At 70.9% G+C, this 18,489-nt stretch carries 14 protein-coding genes; 5 read left to right on the forward strand and 9 right to left on the reverse strand.

All coding sequences use genetic code 11. From position 1 onward, the window contains the following. Positions 1-50: 50 nt before the first annotated feature. The 3 genes from ACIBNE_RS38035 to ACIBNE_RS38045 all read right to left on the reverse strand — a co-directional run bounded on the left by ACIBNE_RS38035 (position 51) and on the right by ACIBNE_RS38045 (position 4,127). Positions 51-587: a flavin reductase family protein gene (locus ACIBNE_RS38035; protein WP_399280063.1), complete on the reverse strand. Its 537-nt coding sequence runs from the start codon at positions 585-587 to the stop codon at positions 51-53. A 21-nt stretch (positions 588-608) separates the two neighbouring features. Then, the gene (gene argJ / locus ACIBNE_RS38040; RefSeq protein ID WP_399280065.1) at positions 609-1,772 is read right to left on the reverse strand and encodes a bifunctional glutamate N-acetyltransferase/amino-acid acetyltransferase ArgJ; all 1,164 of its coding nucleotides are present in this window, start codon (positions 1,770-1,772) and stop codon (positions 609-611) included. 246 nt (positions 1,773-2,018) lie between these two features. Next, positions 2,019-4,127: a BTAD domain-containing putative transcriptional regulator gene (locus tag ACIBNE_RS38045; RefSeq protein ID WP_399280067.1), complete on the reverse strand. Its 2,109-nt coding sequence runs from the start codon at positions 4,125-4,127 to the stop codon at positions 2,019-2,021. Positions 4,128-4,614: 487 nt separating this feature from the next. Between ACIBNE_RS38045 and ACIBNE_RS38050 the strand changes: the two genes are divergently transcribed. From ACIBNE_RS38050 to cs1, 4 genes are all read left to right on the forward strand, one after another. Beyond that, a complete protein-coding gene (locus ACIBNE_RS38050; protein WP_399280069.1) occupies positions 4,615-6,330 on the forward strand; it encodes a thiamine pyrophosphate-binding protein in 1,716 nt (571 codons plus the stop codon). A gap of 3 nt (positions 6,331-6,333) precedes the next feature. After that, positions 6,334-7,881: an asparagine synthase-related protein gene (locus ACIBNE_RS38055; protein ID WP_399280071.1), complete on the forward strand. Its 1,548-nt coding sequence runs from the start codon at positions 6,334-6,336 to the stop codon at positions 7,879-7,881. A 92-nt stretch (positions 7,882-7,973) separates the two neighbouring features. Beyond that, entirely contained in the window at positions 7,974-8,924 is a 951-nt protein-coding gene (gene speB, locus ACIBNE_RS38060; protein WP_399280073.1) for an agmatinase, read from the forward strand. Between the two features lie 2 nt (positions 8,925-8,926). Beyond that, the gene (gene cs1, locus ACIBNE_RS38065) at positions 8,927-9,901 is read left to right on the forward strand and encodes a clavaminate synthase Cs1 (RefSeq protein ID WP_399280075.1); all 975 of its coding nucleotides are present in this window, start codon (positions 8,927-8,929) and stop codon (positions 9,899-9,901) included. 79 nt (positions 9,902-9,980) lie between these two features. Here cs1 and ACIBNE_RS38070 read toward each other — a convergent pair whose 3' ends face one another. The 6 genes from ACIBNE_RS38070 to ACIBNE_RS38095 all read right to left on the reverse strand — a co-directional run bounded on the left by ACIBNE_RS38070 (position 9,981) and on the right by ACIBNE_RS38095 (position 15,869). After that, complete coding sequence (locus ACIBNE_RS38070) at positions 9,981-11,156, reverse strand: acyl-CoA dehydrogenase family protein (protein WP_399280077.1); 1,176 nt, start codon at positions 11,154-11,156, stop codon at positions 9,981-9,983. Between the two features lie 60 nt (positions 11,157-11,216). Further along, positions 11,217-12,224, reverse strand: a complete 1,008-nt coding sequence (locus tag ACIBNE_RS38075; RefSeq protein ID WP_399280079.1) for an aldo/keto reductase — start codon at positions 12,222-12,224, stop codon at positions 11,217-11,219. A gap of 16 nt (positions 12,225-12,240) precedes the next feature. After that, positions 12,241-12,885, reverse strand: coding sequence for a nitroreductase family protein (locus tag ACIBNE_RS38080; RefSeq protein ID WP_399280081.1), 645 nt, complete (start codon positions 12,883-12,885; stop codon positions 12,241-12,243). An 89-nt stretch (positions 12,886-12,974) separates the two neighbouring features. After that, positions 12,975-14,348 (reverse strand): aspartate aminotransferase family protein, encoded by a 1,374-nt coding sequence (locus ACIBNE_RS38085; protein WP_399280083.1) that lies wholly within the window; start codon positions 14,346-14,348, stop codon positions 12,975-12,977. Positions 14,349-14,593: 245 nt separating this feature from the next. Beyond that, positions 14,594-14,749 (reverse strand): hypothetical protein, encoded by a 156-nt coding sequence (locus tag ACIBNE_RS38090; RefSeq protein ID WP_399280085.1) that lies wholly within the window; start codon positions 14,747-14,749, stop codon positions 14,594-14,596. A 379-nt stretch (positions 14,750-15,128) separates the two neighbouring features. Next, positions 15,129-15,869, reverse strand: coding sequence for an alpha/beta hydrolase (locus tag ACIBNE_RS38095; RefSeq protein WP_399280087.1), 741 nt, complete (start codon positions 15,867-15,869; stop codon positions 15,129-15,131). Between the two features lie 416 nt (positions 15,870-16,285). On the opposite strand from ACIBNE_RS38095, the gene ACIBNE_RS38100 reads away from it, so the two are divergent. After that, entirely contained in the window at positions 16,286-18,385 is a 2,100-nt protein-coding gene (locus ACIBNE_RS38100; protein ID WP_399280089.1) for an NACHT domain-containing protein, read from the forward strand. Positions 18,386-18,489: the final 104 nt, after the last annotated feature.

Consider the following 18,489-nt stretch of genomic DNA (forward strand, 5'->3'; position numbering starts at 1 on the left):
GCTGGGACAGCCCGGATGCCCGGCGCAGCCACGGTCGGCGACACCCTCCTTCACGGCAGGCTCCGAACGGCGCGCGGAGCGTACGTCCCGTAGTCGCCGCCGAGGAAGACCAGCGGCGGCCCCTTCCTCCCCGTGCCCATCGCCCGTACCACGCCCGTGACGAACCAGTGATCCCCCGCTTCGTACTGCTCGTACAGGGCACAGTCGACCCAGGCGACGGCGTCGGTCAGCAGGGGGCAGCCCGAGGGCGACCGACGGTAGGGGATCTCCCAGCGGCGGGGGGACTTCGCGGTGAACGCCTCACTCACGCTTCTCTGTCCGGCGCTCAGCACGTTGACGCAGAACCGGCCCGCGGCCTGGATCAGGGGCCAGGTCGTCGACGTGCGTGCGGGCAGGAATCCCACCAGGGGCGGATCCAGGGACACCGAGGTGAAGGTGCCGACGACCATCCCGGGCGGGTCCACCCCGGAGCACCGTGCGGGCGCCGTCACCAGGGCGACTCCCGTGGGACAACGGCCCAGTACTGTACGGAAGTCCGATGCGTGCTCCGTGTCCGGAGGGGCCACGGAGTCGAAGGCACGGGTCATGACGTCACCGAGCCGGGGGCTTCAGGTCGAGTAGTCGGCGTTGAGGCGCACGTATCCCTCGGTGAGGTCGCAGCCGTAGGCCGTGAACTCGGCGGTGGAGTCCGGCTGGACGCCGAGATCTACGTGGAGGCCGACGTCCGTCTGCTTGAGGTGCTCCGCGACGCGTTCCAGTTCCTCGGGGCCGGGGCTTCCCGGATACACTTGCTGGCCCCCGAAGGCGATGGTCACGCGCTCGGGGTCGATGTCGAGGTCGTCCTGGCACTTCCCCACCGCCATGGCGACCCGCCCCCAGTTCGGGTCCGCTCCGTGCACGGCGGTCTTCACCAGCGGAGAGTTGACCACGGCCTTGGCCACGCGCTTGGCCTGTGCGACGTCCCTGGCCCCGGTGACCCGCACTTCGATGAGCTTGGTGGCACCCTCGCCGTCGCGGGCGATGTCCTTGACCAGGTCGAGCGCGACGGCTCCCAGGGCCCTTTCGAACTCCGTCAGGTCCACGGGACCCGCGAGGCCGTTGGCGAACACGGCCGCGGTGTCGCTGGTGGACGTGTCGGTGTCGATGCTCAGGGCGTTGAACGTGCGGTCCATCACCCGGCGGAAGACCTCGTCGAGCTCGACGGGGTCGACCTCGGCGTCGGTGCAGAAGAACGTCAGCAGCGTCGCCATGTCGGGCTCCATCATGCCCACTCCCTTGGCGATGCCGACCAGCGTCGCGTCACCGCAGCGGACGCGGCGGATCTTGGGGTGGGTGTCGGTCGTCATGATGGCGGTCGCCGCCGCGTCGAAGTCGGCACCGGAGAACGGCCAGCGCAGGGAGGCCACATGGCGGCGCAGCGCGGGCATGGGGTAGCGGTGGCCGATCAGTCCGGTCGAGGCGATCAGCACGTCGTTCTCGTCGGCCCCGATGGCCTCGGCCACTTGGCGGCGCACTTCCTCTGCGTCTTGGCGGCCCTTCGCCCCGGTAGCGACATTGGCGTTGCCCGACAGGACGACGACGCCTCGTGTGATCCGGTCCGCGACCGCTTCCCGGCTGATCTGGACGCTCGGTCCCGCGAAGCGGGAGCGGGTGAACACCGCGCTCGTGGCCGCGGGCACCTCGGAGGCGATCACGGCGAAGTCCGGGCGTGCGTCCTTGATGCCGGCCCGGCCGTGGTGAACAAGGAAACCCTTGGGAGAAGAGGCATGCATCGAACCGGAGATCCCTTCTCGAACCTCACTGGTGCCGGCCAGCCCGGCGCCTGCCCGGCCATCGTGGCACACCTCGGTTGTCGCCCACTGGAGCGTCTGCTGGAACTGCCTTGAAAGAGGCAGGGCCCGGCCCCGCGTCCCGCCGCTCGCGCGGCCGCTGAACCGTACGGCCGGAAGTGACGTCGTGTCGGGGCCGCGATCAGTGCGGTCCCGGCACCGCCGTGGCGTCTCCCCGAACCGCGAAGGTCAGTAGCCGACGGACAGCGCCGTCACGCCCTCGCCCGTCGGCAGCGCCGGACGCCCGTGCTCCAGGTCATGGCGGACCGCCTCGCGCACCAGCGGATGGACGAAGCGCAGCCGTGCGACGCCGGACGGGTCGGGCTCCAGCAGCCCTCCGCGCAGCGCCATGACGACCGTGTCCGTGGAGATGCCCTCGTGCCGCAGCGTCGCCTCCACGGCACGTTGCTCGCAACCGTTCTCCATGACCGCGCAGAGCTCAAGGACACGGCGCACCCCGGGCGGAAGCCCCGAGAGGCGTTGCAGCACGACGCCGGCCAGCTCATGAGGGATTTTGGCGTCCAGGCCCACGCCGAGCCCCTGCGTCCGCACGTGCAGCAAGTAGCCCAGGAAATAGGGATTGCCGGCGGTTCGCCGATGCAGCCGTTCCAGCAGATGCGGCTCCAGGCTGTCGCCCAGCGTCCTCTTCGCCAGCGACTCGGTGCCCGAGAGGTCCAGGGGGTTGAGCAGGATCCGCCGCGCGTCCAGCGACTGGAGGATGACTGCCTCGGCCCGCCGCAGCTCGGCGTCATGGGCCAGCTGGAACGTGCGCGTGGTGACCACCAGGAGGACCGGGACGGTGCGCAGCTGCTCCACGAAGAGCCTCAGCACGGCCAGCGACGGCGCGTCGGCCCGGTCCACGTCCTCCACGACGAGGACCGTCGGCTCGCACACCGTACGCAGCAGTGCCTGGCACACCGCGTCGTGCAGGGTGAACCGGCCGTCCCGCGACAGCGGGGCCGTCATCGATCGAGCGCCCGGTTCGTGGTCCGTCGGATCGCACAGCTCCGAGCACATCTCGGGAAGGAGGTGCGCGAGGCTGTGCCGGATCCAGTCGGGCAGTCGGCGCACCCGTTCGGGCCAGAGCATTTTCAGGCGGCGCAGCAGCGTCGTCCAGGGCCAGTAGTCCGGCTTGTCCTCGCTCTCCGAACAGGAGGTCCAGGCAGCACGCGCGCCGCCGCGGATCGTCCGGGTGAGCTCGGACACCAGCCGCGTCTTGCCGATTCCGGCCTCACCGACGACGAACGCCACCCGGCCGGACGTGTGGAACGCGCCGACGGCGCACTCCAGCAGGGTCCGCAGCTCGTCGTCACGCCCGACGAACACCGGTTGATCGGCTTCCTCTCCCCGCCGCTGCACCGTCGCGTCTCCCCCGCGGCCGGTGCGGGGCCGAGAGGTGACGCGGGCGGATTCCGCGGCGGCCCCCAGGCGGGGCGGCCGCCCCGGGAAACCCGGCGCCGTCTCGCCCGGGACACCGGTCCGCGTGTCCCGTTCGGGGACCTCGGACGCACGGTCCAAAGAACGGTCCAAAGAACAGTCCTGCCGCAGGATCGCCGCGTGCAGCGCCGCCAGTGGCCTGCCCGGGTCGGTGCCGATCTCCTCGGCGAGGGCGCGACGCGTGTCCTCGTACGTCCGCAGGGCGTCGGCCTGTCGGCCGAGCCGGTACTGGGCGTGCATGTACAGCCCGATGAGCCGTTCGCGCAAGGGGTTGCGCTGCGCCTCCACGGCCAGCGGGTGCAGCACGTCCTCCTCGCGCCCCAGCCGGAGCGCGCACTGCGCCCACGACTCCACCGCGCTCAGCCGGAGCTGTTCGAGCCGCCCGGCTTCCTGCACGGCGAAGTCGTACGCGTTCAGCTCCTCGTACGGGGTCCCGGCCCAGGTGCCAAGGGCCGAACTCAGTACGGCGTGGGCCTCCTCGACGCTGCCCGTCTGAGCCAGCCGGCCTCCGACCCTCACCGCTCGCTCGAAGCGGTGCGCATCCACGTGCTCGGGGTCGATGACCAGCGCGTACCCCGGTTGTTGGTAGAGCAGTCGGGGACTGGTCCCGTCGGGGAGCACACAGTCGGCGAGGAGCCTGCGCAGGCGGGAGACGTAGGACTGCAAGGTCGCGTTGGCAGTCGCCGGTGGCGTGTCGCCCCAGATCTGCATGATGATCGCGTCGACCGACACCACGCTGCCCGCGCCGATCAGCAGCAGGGCGAGGACCGCGCGCTGGCGCGGCGGTCCCAGCTCCAGAGACCGGCTGTCGACGCTCACGGACAGGGCGCCCAACGCGCCGATCGGCGGTGGTCCGGTCAACTCACGCACATCGGCTCTGGACTCATGGCTCGTCGGTTTCACTGCGTCATCCAGTCCTCTCTGCGTGACGCGCGGCTGAACCGCGGTTCCCCCACCTTCCCCCTGACGAACGGGCGTCATCCCTGCCCGGAACAGGACGTCTGTGCCTGCCCTTGCCTGAATACGGCGCTCCGGATGCCCGCGCCGACGGCTCTGAAGCACCCTGTCCTGCCACCGGGCCAAGAGGTACGTACGTCTCCGTGCCCGAAACACCGGCCGCTGGTGCCCGACCGATGCCCGCATGGCCGACGGACGAAATGGAGCCGACGGGTGCCGGTACGGCCTCAGCCGTCCGCAGGGACCGTGCAAGAGCGGCGCCCACTCCTCTGCAAGGCGTGGTCGGCACAGTGGCCAGTGGCAGCCCAGGAACCTCCTCGGCTCCGCACAGGCCGTATGCCGGAAGCACCCCAGGCGCGACCATCGTCCGCTCTGACGCAGAGGAACTGCCATGTCCCGAGTCTCCACCGGCCCCACCACCGGCCCGACCACCACCCACGCCCTGTTGCGACGCCTCCACGACCACGGTGTGCGCACCGTGTTCGGGGTGGTCGGCCGCGAGGCCGCGTCCATCCTCTTCGACGAGGCGGACGGCATCGACTTCGTGCTGACCCGGCACGAGTTCACCGCCGGCGTCGCGGCCGACGTGCTGGCCCGCATCAGCGGCCGGCCCCAGGCGTGCTGGGGCACGCTCGGTCCCGGCATGACCAACCTGACCACCGGCGTCGCCACCTCCGTCCTCGACCGGTCGCCGGTCGTCGCGCTCGCCGCCCAGTCGGAGTCGCACGACATCTTCCCCAACCACACGCACCAGTGCCTCGACTCGGTGTCGGTCATGCGTCCGATGACCAAGTACGCGGCGGAACTCCAACGGCCCGACGACATAGACGACCTGGTGGACTCGGCGATGACCTCGGCGATGACCGAGCCCGTCGGGCCCAGCTTCATCTCGCTGCCCGTCGACCTGCTCGGCAGAGAGGTCGACGCCTCACGGCCGCGGCCCCCGGCCAGGACCCCGGCCAAACCCCTCGGCACGGTCGAGGACGGCTGGCAGGAGTCCGCGACGAAGGCGGCCGAGCTGGTCGGGGCGGCGCGGCAGCCCGTCCTGGTCGTCGGCGCCGCCGCCATCCGCTCCGGAGCCGTGCCCGCCCTGCGCGCCCTCGCCGAGCGGCTGAGGATCCCGGTCATCACGACGTACATCGCCAAGGGCGTGCTGCCGCACGAGCACGAGCTGAACTACGGCGCGGTCACCGGCTACATGGACGGCATCCTGTCCTTCCCCGCGCTGGAGACCCTGTTCGGCCCCGCGGACCTCGTTCTCACCCTGGGCTACGACTACGCCGAGGACCTGCGCCCCTCGATGTGGCGGCGCGGCGCGCACAAGACGACGGTCAGGGTGTCGCCCACGCCCAACCCGGTACCGCGCGTCTACCGTCCAGACCTCGACGTCGTCACCGACGTACGGGCCTTCGTGGAACACCTGGACCACCACACCGTGGGCCTCGCCCCGAAGACCCCGCACGACATCTCGCCGCTGCGGGAGCGGATCGCGGAGTTCCTGGCCGACCCCCGTCACTACGACGACGGACTGCGCGTGCACCAGGTGATGGACTCCATGAACACCGTCATGGCGGAGACCGCCGAGGCGGGCGAGGGCACCATCGTTTCCGACATCGGGTTCTTCCGCCACTACGGCGTGCTCTTCGCCCGTGCCGACCAGCCGTTCGGTTTCCTCACCTCGGCCGGCTGCTCCAGCTTCGGGTACGGCATCCCCGCGGCGATCGGCGCCCAGCTGGCCCGGCCCGGCCAGCCGACCTTCCTCATCGCGGGTGACGGCGGCTTCCACTCCAACAGCGCCGACCTGGAGACCATCGCCCGGCTCAACCTGCCCATCGTCACCGTCGTCGTCAACAACGACGCCAACGGCCTGATCGAGCTGTACCAGAACATCGGCCACCACCGCTCCCACGACCCGGCGGTGAAGTTCACCGGCGTCGACTTCACCGCCCTGGCCCGCGCCAACGGCGTGGAGGCCATCCGGGCCACCAGCCGCGAGGAACTCCTCGCCGCACTGCGCAAGGGGGCCGGTCTGGGACGGCCCTTCCTGATCGAGGTACCGGTGAACTACGACTTCCAGGCCGGCGGTTTCGCCGCCCTGACCATCTGAGTCATGGCCACGAACCTGCCCGCCGCCACCGGTTTCCTCGCCGAGGTCCGCCGGGACGGCGCCCGGCCGCTCGAACCGGTCTTCGCGGCCCGCGGCTCCCTGGCCAGGTGGCACGAGCGGACGGCGGACCGCAGCCTGCACATCGCCCTTGTGCACTCCGGGGCTCCGGACGAGGCCTGCGCACGCGACCGGGGCAGGACTCTGGTCTTCGCCGGAGAGCTGTACAACCAGGAGGACCTGATCGGCCTGCTGCCCGGCCGCGTGCTGCCGGGCAGCGACGCCGCGCTCGTCGTCGCCCTCTTCGACGTCTACGGCATCCATGCCTTCCGGCTCCTCAACGGCCGGTTCGCCGCGCTGCTCACGGACCACGGGCACGTCGTACTCGCCACGGATCACGCCGGCTCAGTGCCCCTGTACGTCTTCGTCGCGCCTGGAAAGGTGCTGGCGGCGACGGAGGCGAAGGCGCTGCGGGCCGCCCCTCAGGGACGGCCCGTCCCGGAAGGACGGCCGGTGCGCCGACGGCCCGGCACCCACCAGGTGCCGGCCGGCTCGGTCCTCGACATCGAGGTGTCCACCGGGACGTGCGTCCCGCACCGCACCTGGACGCCACCACTGGCCCGCCGCATCCTGCCGGAGGACGAGGCGGTCGGCACCGTACGCCGCACACTGGAGCGTGCGGTGCGGGCCCGCACGGGAGCGGGCACCCCGCTGGTGGTGCTCTCGGGCGGCATCGACTCCTCCGCGGTCGCGGTGCTGGCCGTCGGCCGGTCGGCCGGACCGATCGACACCGTCTCGATGGGCACCGACGAAGCCGACGAGTTTCCGCAGGCGCGCGTCGTCGCCCGGCACATCGGTTCCGTGCACCGGGAGATCACCGTGCCGACCTCCGACCTGCTGCGCGGACTGCCGCACGCGGTCTGGGCGGCCGAATGCCTGGACCCGGACGTCATCGAGTACCTGCTGCCGTTGACCGCGTTGTACCTACGGCTGGGCGGCACGACGGGCGGCGACGGCACCGGCCGCCGCATCCTCACCGGCTACGGAGCGGACATCCCCCTGGGCGGCATGCACCGCGAGAACCGGCTGCCGCAGCTGGACACGGCCGTCTGCCACGACATGGACACCTTCGACGGCCTCAACGAGATGACGCCGACGCTCTCCGCGATCGCCGGGCACTGGTCCACGCACCCCTACTGGGATCGCGACGTCCTCGATGTCCTGGTGTCGCTGGAGGCCGGGCTCAAACGCCGCCACGGACGCGACAAGTGGGTGCTGCGCGCCGCCCTGGGCGACGTCCTGCCGCACGAGGTCGTCGTCCGCCCCAAGATCGGCGTGCACGAGGGGTCCGGCACCACGTCGTCGTTCTCCCGGCTCCTGACGGACGCCGGCATCCCCCAAGACCGTGTGCACGACGCCAAACGCCTGGTCGTCGAGGAGATCTTCGACCAGGTCGTCGTCGACGGACGGCATCCGGACGACGTCGCCCTCGACACGGTGGTCGAACGGGTCGCCGACCGGCCCGCGCACCGCGCCCGCCCCGTCCCGCGATGACGCCGACCACCACCGCGCCGATCCCACGAACCGCCCCGCGACCGGCGCCCACGACCGGGCCGCGGTCCGCACGAGAAGGAAGGGACCGCACCGTGGAACGCATCGACACCACCGTCTCGCCGCGCTACGCGCAGATCCCCACGTTCATGCGCCTGCCGCACGACCCCGAACCGCGCGGCAGGGACGTCGTGGTCATCGGCGCCCCCTACGACGGCGGAACCAGCTACCGGCCCGGGGCGCGCTTCGGGCCGCGCGCCGTACGCGCCGAATCCGGGCTCATCCACGGCGTGGGCATCGACCGGGGGCCCGGTACGTTCGATCTGATCGACTGCGTCGACGCGGGGGACATCGACCTGACCCCGTTCAACATGCACATCGCCATGGCCACGGCCGAGGAGCGGCTGAGCCGCCTCCTCGCCGACAACGCCGCCTTCCTCATGATCGGCGGCGACCACTCACTGACGCTGGCCGCGCTGCGTGCCGTCGCCTCCCGGCACGGGCCGGTCGCCGTCCTGCACCTGGACGCGCACTCCGACACCAACCCCGCCTTCTACGGCGGCGAGTACCACCACGGCACGCCCTTCCGGCACGCCATCGAGGAGAAGCTCATCGACCCGGAACGCACGGTGCAGATGGGCATCCGCGGCCACAATCCGCGGCCCGACTCGCTCGACTACGCCCGCGGCCACGGCGTACGGATCGTCACCTCCGACGAGTTCTGCCGGCTCGGCACCGAAAGCGCCCAGCAGTTGGTCCGCGCCCGCGTCGGTGACAAGCCCCTGTACGTGTCGGTGGACGTCGACGTCGTGGACCCGGCATTCGCTCCGGGCACCGGCACCCCCGCCCCGGGCGGCCCCACCTCGCGCGAGGTGCTCGCCCTGCTGCGCGGCATCGGTGACCTGCGGCCCGTGGCCTTCGACGTCATGGAGGTCTCGCCGCCGTACGACCACGGCGGCATCACCGCCGTCCTGGCCACCGAAATCGGCGCGGAGCTGCTCTACCAGTACGCCCGCGCCCACGCCCGCTCCCGAGAAAGGACTTGATCATGACCGTGCTCGACTGCTCCGCGCACGCCGCGGACCTGCTGGCGCTGGCCGGACGGCTGCCGCGGATCCCCCGTTCCGATCTCCATGGATTCCTGGACGCGGCACGCACGGCCGCCGACGCGCTCCCCGCTCCCCTGGCGGCGGCGCTGGACGACTTCGGGGACGACGGCAACCAGGACGGATACCTGCTGCTGCGCGGCCTGCCGGTGGAGGACGACGACGCCCTGCCCCGCACCCCCGACAGCACCCCCGCACCCGTGGACCGGCCCCTGCTGAACCAGGAGGCCATGCTCGCGGTCATCGGCCGACGGCTCGGCCTGCACACCGGCTACCGCGAACTGCGCTCCGGCACCGTGTACCACGACGTCTATCCGTCGCCCGGCGCCCACTACCTCTCCTCCGAGACCTCCGAGACCCTGCTGGAGTTCCACACGGAGATGGCCTACCACGTGCACCAGCCCGACTACGTGCTGCTCGCCTGCTCCCGGGCGGACCACGAGCGCAAGGCGGCCACCCTCGTCGGCTCCGTCCGCAAGGCGCTGCCGCTGCTCCCGGAGGACACCCGCGCACGTCTCTTCGACAGGCCCCTGCCCTGCTGCGTGGACGTCGCCTTCCGCGGCGGCGTCGACGACCCGGGAGCGATCGCCGACGTCAAGCCCCTCTACGGCGATCCGCGAGACCCGTTCCTCGGCTACGACCGGGAGCTGCTCGCGCCCCGGGACGCCACCGACGTCGAGGCCGTCTCCGTCCTCTCGAAGGCCCTCGACGAAGTGCGCGAGGCCGTGCACCTGGTCCCGGGCGACCTCCTGGTCGTGGACAACTTCCGTACGACACACGCCCGCACGCCGTTCGCACCGCGCTGGGACGGCAGGGACCGGTGGCTGCACCGCGTCTACATCCGCACCGGCCGGGACGGCCGGCTGACCGGCGGGGAACGGGCCGGCGACGTGGTGGACTTCGTGCCGCGCCACTGATCCGGCGCATGGGTGTGGGGGCCGCCTTCCCAAGCGGCCCCCACACCCATGCGCCGGATCTCCCGGCCGTCCGCGGCGGCTAGGCGAAGAACAGCGGTTTTCCCGCGAAGTAGTCGACGACCGCCTCGCTCATGCTCATGCGCGACGGGGGATGAAAGACAACGGCCTGCGCGGCGGAGGCCAGGTAGGCGATCCTCGGAGAGGTGATGAAGGCGATGCCGCCCAGCATCTCCACCGCCTGGCCGACGGCCCTGGTGAGGATGTCCTGCACGGAGAAGCGGGTGAACAGTGAGGCGGCGGCGCAGTCGTTGCCGAGGTCGTCGTCCATGATCCGCCGCGCGATCCCCTCCACGAGGGACGCCGCCGAGTCGATGAGCAGGCACAGGCGGGCGCGTTCGTCGGCCGAGCCGCGCTCCTGGCGCAGGACGAGATCGACCAGCGCGCTGGCCACTCCCGTGTACGAGGCGGCGACGATCATCTGGAACCAGATCACACCGGCCTCGTTCAGCTCGTCCAGCTTCTCCGCGGAGTTCGTCGGCGCGCGGAGGATGTGCTCGGCGCGCGCGAACACGTCGGTGAGGCGGACCTCGTGGCTCTCCGCGCCGACCAGTGGGAACGTCGACCAGAAGTCGTGCACGGAGATGCCGGGGGTGTCAGCGGGGAGAACCAGGAGCCCCATCTCGGTGCCGCCGCCGTCCCCGCGCAGCGCGACGCTCGCGGTGAGGAGGTCCATCGAACGCGAGAGGCTGCAGGGCTTCTTGGAGCCGCTGACGAGATAACCCCCGCTGGTCTCACGGGCCTCGACCGTCGGGGTGAGGATGCCGCGTCCGGAGCGCCCCTCCGCGTAGCCGGACGCGATGAGCGACCGGTTCTTCGCGACGGTGTCGAGGACGGACATACGGCTGCCCGTGCCGCTCCCCCGGCCCGTACCGTTCCCCCGGCCCGTGCCGCTCTCGTAGTACGGGCCGACGGAGAAGAGCATGCCGATCGAGAAGTGGTGCATCGCCGTGGCCACCGCCAGGGACGGCGCAAGCGACGCCAGCGCACGGATCACCCGGACGGCATCGAGCGCGGAGGCGCCGATGCCGCCGTACTCACGGGGGATCAGGAGGTTGGTGCCGCCGTGCTCCTTGAACAGCGCGATGGCGGGACTCTCCAGGGACTCCAGCTGGTCGAACGGGATGTCGGACAGGCGCCCCGTCAGACCGGGCAGGAGCTTCTCGCAGACGTCGTGGTCAAGTTGCAGGAATTTCACGCTCTCTCGTCCTCCGCTCGTGCCGGGGCGGCTCGGTTCGGGCGGCTCGGTTGGGGCGCCTCAGTTGTCGACGAGCCGCATAAGGAAGGGTGGATACCGCTCGCCGTGGACGCTCTCCGGAGGCACTGCGGACGCGACGGCTTGCCGCTCCTCGTCAGACAGCGCGACGAGGGCCGCGCCGAGGTTCTCCGTCAGGTGGTCGCGGCGGCAGGTGCCCGGGATGGGTACGACATCGTCGCCCTGGTGGTGCAGCCAGGCCAGGGCCAGCTGGGCGACGGAAAGGCCGTGACGCGCGGCCGGAGGCCGCAACGCCCGCACGATCGCTTGGTTGCGCGCGAGGTTCGGGTGGCTGAAGCGCGGCAGGGAGTGCCGGAAGTCCGCTGCGGGGCCGAGGTCGGCGGCCGAGGCGATCCGTCCGCTCAGCAGACCTCGCCCCAGAGGACACGACGCGATGATTCCGATCCCCAACTCCCGGCAGACAGGCACCACTTCGGCCTCGATGCCCCGGCTCCACAGCGACCACTCGCTCTGGACCGCGGTGACGGGGTGTACGGCGTGGGCACGGCGCAGGGTGTCGGCGGAGACCTCGGACAGGCACAGATGGCGCACCTTGCCCTCGGCGACGAGTTCCGCCAGGGCCCCGATCGCCTCCTCGACCCGCTCCCCCGGAGCCACCCAGTGCTTGACGTAGAGGTCGAGGTGGTCGACGCCGAGACGGCGCAGCGAACCGTGACAGCGGTCCCGTATGTAGGCGCGGTCGCCCCGCACCCCCAGGAACGCTCCGTCGCGGTCGCGCTCCAGGCCGACCTTCGTGGAGATCAGCACACGATCCCGCCGGCCCGCGACGGCTCTCCCGAGGAACCGCTCGCCTTCGCCGAGTCCCTGGACATCCGCCGTGTCCAGCAGGGTGACGCCCCGGTCGATCGCGCGGTGCACGGTGGCGAGGGATTCGGCGGGGTCGGCCCGCGCGTAGAAGGAGCTCATGCTCAGACAGCCCAGCCCCTGTGCGGGCACGGTCAGCGCACCGAGCCTGCGCGTCGGCAGCGGTGTGCCGTCGTCCTTCCTCATGCTCGCGCTCCTCCGCCTACCAGGAGTCGACGTGGAGGACGTGCTCAAGCGGTTGACGTGCGGCAGGGCTGAACCGCGTACCGATGGAGAAGGCAGTCGGGATCAGTGCTGCCTGGACGACACCGTCCGGCAGGCCCAGCAGTTCCGCGATCTCCTTCTCGTACATCAGGTGCAGGGTGGTCCAGGCGGTGCCGAGTCTGCGTGCCCGAGCGGCGAGCATGTAGCTCCAGGCGGCCTGGATGATCGACCCCCACTTTCCCGCCTCGTTGTACTCGGGGGCCTCGTTCACATCGAGGCATGGGATGACGTGTACGGGTACCTCGGCCATGTGGTCTCCCAGGTACGCGACACTGTCGCCCACACGCCGCTGCACAGCGTGGCGCGCCGCGTCCTCGGGAAACAGGGACCCGCAGTTCCCCTCGGACCGCAAGTACTCCTTGACCGAACGCTGGTAGTAGCGGCCGATCTCGGCACGCTGCGCCGGATCCGTCACGACCATCCAGTGCCAGGTCTGCCGGTTGCTTCCGGTCGGTGCCTGCAGGGCGACGCGGACGCACTCCTTGACGAGCTCCAGCGGGACCGGCCGGGTCAGGTCGAGCCGTTTGCGTACGGAGCGGGTGGTCGTGAGGAGTTCGTCCGGAGTGAGTTCCATGAGGGGCATGAGCTGTTCCTTCGCTCGGAAAGGGAAGGGCAGGGGACGGGAGGGGCAGTGGCAGGGGCGACACGGATCGCCTCGTGGCTCGGCCCGGGTCAGGAGCGGATGCGGCCGTCCGGCTCGACGCGGGAAAGGACCTCGTGCAGTCCTTCGGCCAGTTCGTCGGCGACGGCCCGGTCCATCACCAAGGGCGGGTTGATCAGGAGGGACCGCGGGTTGCCGCGCAGGATGATGCCGACGTCCTCCCGCAGCGCCTGCGCCACCGGGGCCGTGCCGGTGGGCAGTTGGGTCCGAGCCGTCTTGTCCGCGACGAGTTCGATGCCCAGCATCAGACCGGTCTGACGGACGTCACCGACCACGGGCAGGTCTCCCAGCGGTGCGAGCCGGTCGGCCAGGTAACTGCCGGTCGTCGTCGCGTTGTCGAGCAGCTTCTCCCGTTCGATCAGGTCCAGATTGGCGAGCGCGACCGCGCAGGCGGTGGGATGACCGGTATAGGTGAACCCGATCGGGAACCCGGTCGAGCCGGTCACCGCGGCCGCCACCTCGTCGGTGACGAGCACCGCGCCGTGCGGGACGTAGCCGGAGGTGATGCCCTTGGCCGTCACCAGCAGGTCCGGCCGCGCTCCGAAGTGTTCGGCGGCGAACCAGTGCCCGGTCCGGCCGTACGCCGTGACCACCTCGTCGAAGATCAGCAGAATGCCGTGGGAGCGCAGCAGTTCGGCGACGCGAGGCCAGTAGTCCGCCGGAGGGACGACCGCTCCGCCGACGCTCATGACGGGCTCGCCGATCATCGCCGCGATCCGGCCGGGCCCTATCCGTTCGATGGTCTCCCGCAGTTCGCGCAGGCAGAACTCGGTGACGTCCTCGCCGTCGTAGGCGGCGGTCTGGTAGGGGTCGGGGGCCGTGAGGTGGTGCACGTGCGGCAGTTGAGGGCCGAAGCCCTCGTGATAGACGGGCAGTCCCGAGACGCTTCCTGCGCCATAGGCGATGCCGTGGTAGGCCGTCTTCCGCGACAGGATCCACGTCCGCTCGGGCTCGTTCCTGCGGTAGTGGAAGTACCGCGCCATGCGCAGGGCGATTTCGTTGCCCTCCGCTCCGCCGCTGGTGAAGAACACGCGGCCCAGGCCGTCGGGCGCGAGGCCGGTCAGCCGCACAGCCAGCTCGATCGCCTTGTCGTTGCTCATGGACTCCCAGAGGTGGAAGCACTCCAGGGTGCCCAACTGGGCGGCGGCGGCCTCCACGATCTCGCTCCGCCCGTGCCCCACCTGCATCATGCCGAGCACCGCCGCGGCGTCCAGATACCTCCTGCCTGAACTGTCGCGTACGTAGCACCCCTGTCCTTCGACCATGACGGTGCGGTCCGTGCGGGTGCTCGGGAGGTTGGGATGGATGAGCCGGTCCCTGTCGGACGCGACCCACTGTGCCGTCCGGTCCGGACCGGACAGGGGTACCGCCGATGATGCGGGCATGAGGCAAGCTCCTTTGTGGATGGTCCCGAGGCGCGGGCACGCCGACGGCTGCCATGTGCCGGTGCCTGGAGAGGGAAGCCCTCGGGAGTACCAGGAGGTACGCGGGAGGGGCGTGGCCACGACGAGCGGCTAAATCACGGCGAGTCTTACAGCCGGGGGTTGCAGGCCACTGGCACGGAGCGCGAGCGGAGCACCGAGCATGCTGCAAGCGCCGCTTCGGCCGCCACGGCCGCCACTCCCAGTGCTCACGTCCGCTGCTCATGGGTGGCACGGGCGGGTGCGGCGCGGAGCCTGGTGCGGGTCCGCCAGTTCTTGAGGTGGGCGAAGCCGTGCTCGACCCGTGCACGTCCAACGACGAGGACGCGGCTGGCGTCCTTCTGGCCGGGGACCAGCTTGCGCATGCCACGACCGGTGCAGCCGGTGACCATCACGGGGCGCGGATGTCGTTGTCCAGGCCCGGAGGCCGAGGTCGGCCAACGCATCGAGGCCGCCCGCGCGCAGGTGGGCAGGATGCGGTCTTGTCGGGCCGTCACCGGTCCAACAGCCTCGCCACGCTCCCGGGCGAGCTGCTCACTCCCCCGCTCAAGAGGCACACGAGTTGGGCAGCACTCGAAGCTCCGCGGACGTCGAGCAGCTCATGGCTCCGGAATGTACGGGCCCCTGCCAAGAGCGGCAGGGGCCCGTGGTGTGGCGAGCCTAGGAGGGACCCGGTCCCTCTCCCGGATGAGCGGAATCCTGGCCGACACGGCTACCGTCTGCTGGTGGCCCGACGGCCCGGCGTCACTTCAGGTGTCGGGTGAAGAACTGGCCCGCGGCGTCCCCCGCGAACTGCGGGACACCGGTGTGCCCGCCCATATTGGCGTGCAGCGTCTTCTCCTTGGAACCGAAGGCGTCGAACAGGTCCAGGGCCGCCTGCCGGTCGTTCCCTTCGTCGTCCCACTGCAGCAGGACGTGCAGGGGAATGGTGACCTGGCGGGCCTCATCGAACATGGCACGAGGGACGAAGCTCCCGGCGAACAGCACAGCGGCCGAGATGCGCGGCTCGACCACCGCCAGCCGGGTGCCGATGGATATCACTCCCCCCGAGTACCCGACCGGGCCGCCGATCTCGGGCAGCGCCAGGAGAGCGTCCAGGGCGGCCTGCCACTCCGGGACCGACTTGTCGACCAGGGGGAGGATGAGGGCGTCGATGATCTCGTCGCTGACCGGCCCGCCGGCCTCCATGGCCCGGCGCAGGTCGGCGAGGGCCTGCTCGGCGGCGGGCAGGCGGGGCCGGTCGCCGCTTCCGGGGAGCTCGATGGTGGCCGCGGCGAAGCCGTCCGCCGCGCAGTGCCGGGCTCGGGCCGCCAGTCGGGGATACGTCGTGCGCAGCCCGAGAGGAGGGGGGCCGAGCAGGATCAGCGGCGCCGGTGCGGACGCGGATGCGGACCGTGGCGTCCACAGGATTCCGGGGATCTCGCCGAGGATGAATTCGCGCTCAAGGACAGCGTCGTCGAGACGCTGCTCAGAAGTGAACTGCATGGTCGTGCCTTTCGGGAGTGCCATCGAACGGCGCTCCCGGACGACCTATCGCCCGACCGTGACCCCGGAGGAGAGCACCCATGTCGTTACTGCGTTCACGGGTACCACCTCCTCGCTCGTTTGCACGGCCTCCGGCAAAGTACCAGTGGCCGCGGTGGTTCCGCCAACGGATTTTGTGGAGCTGTGCGGCCGAAGAACCGGCGATCAACCGTTGACGAACGATCTGCTGCGCAGACAGCCGCCCATGACCAGCGTGAGCACCCTGAGTCCCGGTGACACCAGCCATCCCGGCCCCAGACCCGGATCCGGACCCGGACCCGCGAGCGGTGCCGCGAACCCGGACCGACTGTCGCCGCTGGGTAACGGATTCGCGGCGGCGGCTGAAAGCGAGTCGGCTGCTTGGGATGCTCGTGCCCATGGTGATGGGTGTGGAGCGGCGGGAGCGCCGTATCTGGACGGCGCTGTGTACGGTCGGGGCGGTGGCGGCGCTGGTCGCCGCAGGCTGGGGCCTTCGGGAGCTGCGCCGGGGCGAGAGCGTCATGAACGTGGTCACGTTCGCCTTCGTGGTCCCCAGCTTCGTAGTGGCGATTGCCGGCCTGCTCCTGGCCAGGGCCGGGCTGGGGCAGCGGGCGGACACCGCCGCGCTGGGCGAGTCCGCGGCCCGAACCCTCGCCGACGCCGTCGCCCAGGCCGAGGGCAAGGAGCTCCTGGACCTGCAGGGTGCCGACCTCGCTGACGGAGACCGCCACCTGATCAACGTCCGCTTCACCCGGGAGACACCGGCCAGCGCGTCCGGGCCCCTGGCTCGCGGACAACTGCGCGACGGAACCCCCAACATTCCGGCCATCGCCGCCTACTACAACAGCACCGAAGCGCGGCGGCTGGTCATCACCGGCGAACCCGGCGCAGGCAAAACGGTCCTGGCGCTGGAGCTACTCACCGAGTTGATCAAAACCCGCGGCGCCACCGACCCGGTGCCGGTGCGCCTGTCGCTGGCCCAGTGGGATCCGGCGCTGCCGCTGGAGGACTTCCTCACCACTCACCTCACCACGTCCTACGACCAGCCCCTGCCGCGTGCCCACCAACTGGTGCACGGCCACTGGATCCTGCCGGTACTGGACGGGCTGGATGAGATGGACCCCGGCCTGACGGATGCGGACGGCAACCCGGTCTGCGACCCCCAGGGCCGCCAGTTGCCCGACCCCGATGCCCCCCGCGCCAGGACTGCGCTGAAGGCACTCAACGCCTACAGCCACGGTAAGGATCCCGCCCCGCTGATCCTGCTCTGCCGCACCGCCCACTACCAAGCGCTCGCGGCCACGGCGCCGTCGCGGCCGCCGGCCCGGCTCACCCCTGCCACCCGAATTGCCATCCAGCCCGTGACCCCGGCCCGCGCCCGCGCCTACCTCGCCGCCCGTACCCAGGGGAACACCCGCTGGACCGGACTCCTGCAGGAGCTGCGCACGAACTCGCCCGGCCTGCTGGCCGGGCATCTCAGTACACCGTGGCGTCTGTCCCTGGCTGCCACCGTCTACCGCACTACCGACCCAGCGCCGCTGCGCGCCCTGTCCACCCCGCAGGAACTGGACGAGCACCTGCTCGCCTTGCTGATCCCCGCCACCCTCAACCTGTATCCGCCGCCCCGCGGCTACCAGGACGACCAGATCCGGACCTGGCTCACCCGCATCGCCAGGCATCTCGACTCCGCACCGCTGGCCACTGGTTCAAGCACCGGTGCCGGCGCGCGCACGGACATCCATCTGTACGAGCTGTGGCCGATAGCCGGTCACGCCCGCGTACGCGCCTGGGACGCGGCATTCACGACACTGACGGTCATACTCGCCTGCCTGCCCGCGATCCTGCTGCTGTGGCCCATCAGTACGTTTCTTACCGCGACGTTCGCCGTGTACCCGGGTGTCGCCGCGTGGATGGCGGGGAGTCAGACCAGCAGCCTCCCGCGCAGATGGAGTTGGCAGGCCCTCCGCGTCAATTCGAGGAGTTCCCTGGCCGCGCTGGCCTTCGGGCTCGCGTTGGGGATGACGTTCGGGGTGACGGGCGGTCTGACCGCCGGGCTGACAGCCAAATTACCGGCCGGGCTGGCGGTCGGACTGGGGGCCGGGCTGACCTACGGGCTGGTGATCGGGCTTGCGTACGGGCTGGCGGTCGGCCTGGCGATCGGGGCGCAGGCCGACCCGAGGCGCATCGCCGCCCCTGGAGAGGTAATGCAGGAGGACGCGAAGTTCGGACTGGCGGTCGGGCTGGCGTTGGGGCTGGCAGGCGGGCTCGCGTTCGGCCTGCCGTTGGGGCTTGCGTTCGGGCTGATACCTGGGCTGATAGTCGGGCTCCGGTCAGCACGCCGCTACGTGGTCTTCCTGTGGTGCGCCCGGAAGGTTCTGCCGTTCCACCTCACCACGTTGCTCGCCTACGGCTACCGCGCCGGCCTGCTGCGGCGCTCGGGAAACGCCTACCAGTTCCGCCACCGGGAACTACAGCAATGGCTTGCCGCCCAGCCTTAACGGGCCAGACACCGCGAGTACCGCCATGGCTGAGCCAGGTCAGTGAACACGCAGATCCGCGAGGCCGTAGCCTCCCGAGCGGCACTTCCCGAACGAACAGGCAG

Source organism: Streptomyces sp. NPDC050504 (assembly GCF_044458065.1).
GTDB lineage: Bacteria > Actinomycetota > Actinomycetes > Streptomycetales > Streptomycetaceae > Streptomyces.

Coding starts and splice junctions, on each gene's coding strand:
- ACIBNE_RS38035 (WP_399280063.1), bottom strand. CDS start 587: ATGACCCGTGCCTTCGACTCCGTGGCCCCTCCGGACACGGAGCACGCA.
- argJ (WP_399280065.1), bottom strand. CDS start 1,772: ATGCATGCCTCTTCTCCCAAGGGTTTCCTTGTTCACCACGGCCGGGCC.
- ACIBNE_RS38050 (WP_399280069.1), top strand. CDS start 4,615: ATGTCCCGAGTCTCCACCGGCCCCACCACCGGCCCGACCACCACCCAC.
- ACIBNE_RS38055 (WP_399280071.1), top strand. CDS start 6,334: ATGGCCACGAACCTGCCCGCCGCCACCGGTTTCCTCGCCGAGGTCCGC.
- cs1 (WP_399280075.1), top strand. CDS start 8,927: ATGACCGTGCTCGACTGCTCCGCGCACGCCGCGGACCTGCTGGCGCTG.
- ACIBNE_RS38075 (WP_399280079.1), bottom strand. CDS start 12,224: ATGAGGAAGGACGACGGCACACCGCTGCCGACGCGCAGGCTCGGTGCG.
- ACIBNE_RS38080 (WP_399280081.1), bottom strand. CDS start 12,885: ATGCCCCTCATGGAACTCACTCCGGACGAACTCCTCACGACCACCCGC.
- ACIBNE_RS38085 (WP_399280083.1), bottom strand. CDS start 14,348: ATGCCCGCATCATCGGCGGTACCCCTGTCCGGTCCGGACCGGACGGCA.
- ACIBNE_RS38090 (WP_399280085.1), bottom strand. CDS start 14,749: ATGCGCAAGCTGGTCCCCGGCCAGAAGGACGCCAGCCGCGTCCTCGTC.
- ACIBNE_RS38095 (WP_399280087.1), bottom strand. CDS start 15,869: ATGCAGTTCACTTCTGAGCAGCGTCTCGACGACGCTGTCCTTGAGCGC.
- ACIBNE_RS38100 (WP_399280089.1), top strand. CDS start 16,286: ATGGTGATGGGTGTGGAGCGGCGGGAGCGCCGTATCTGGACGGCGCTG.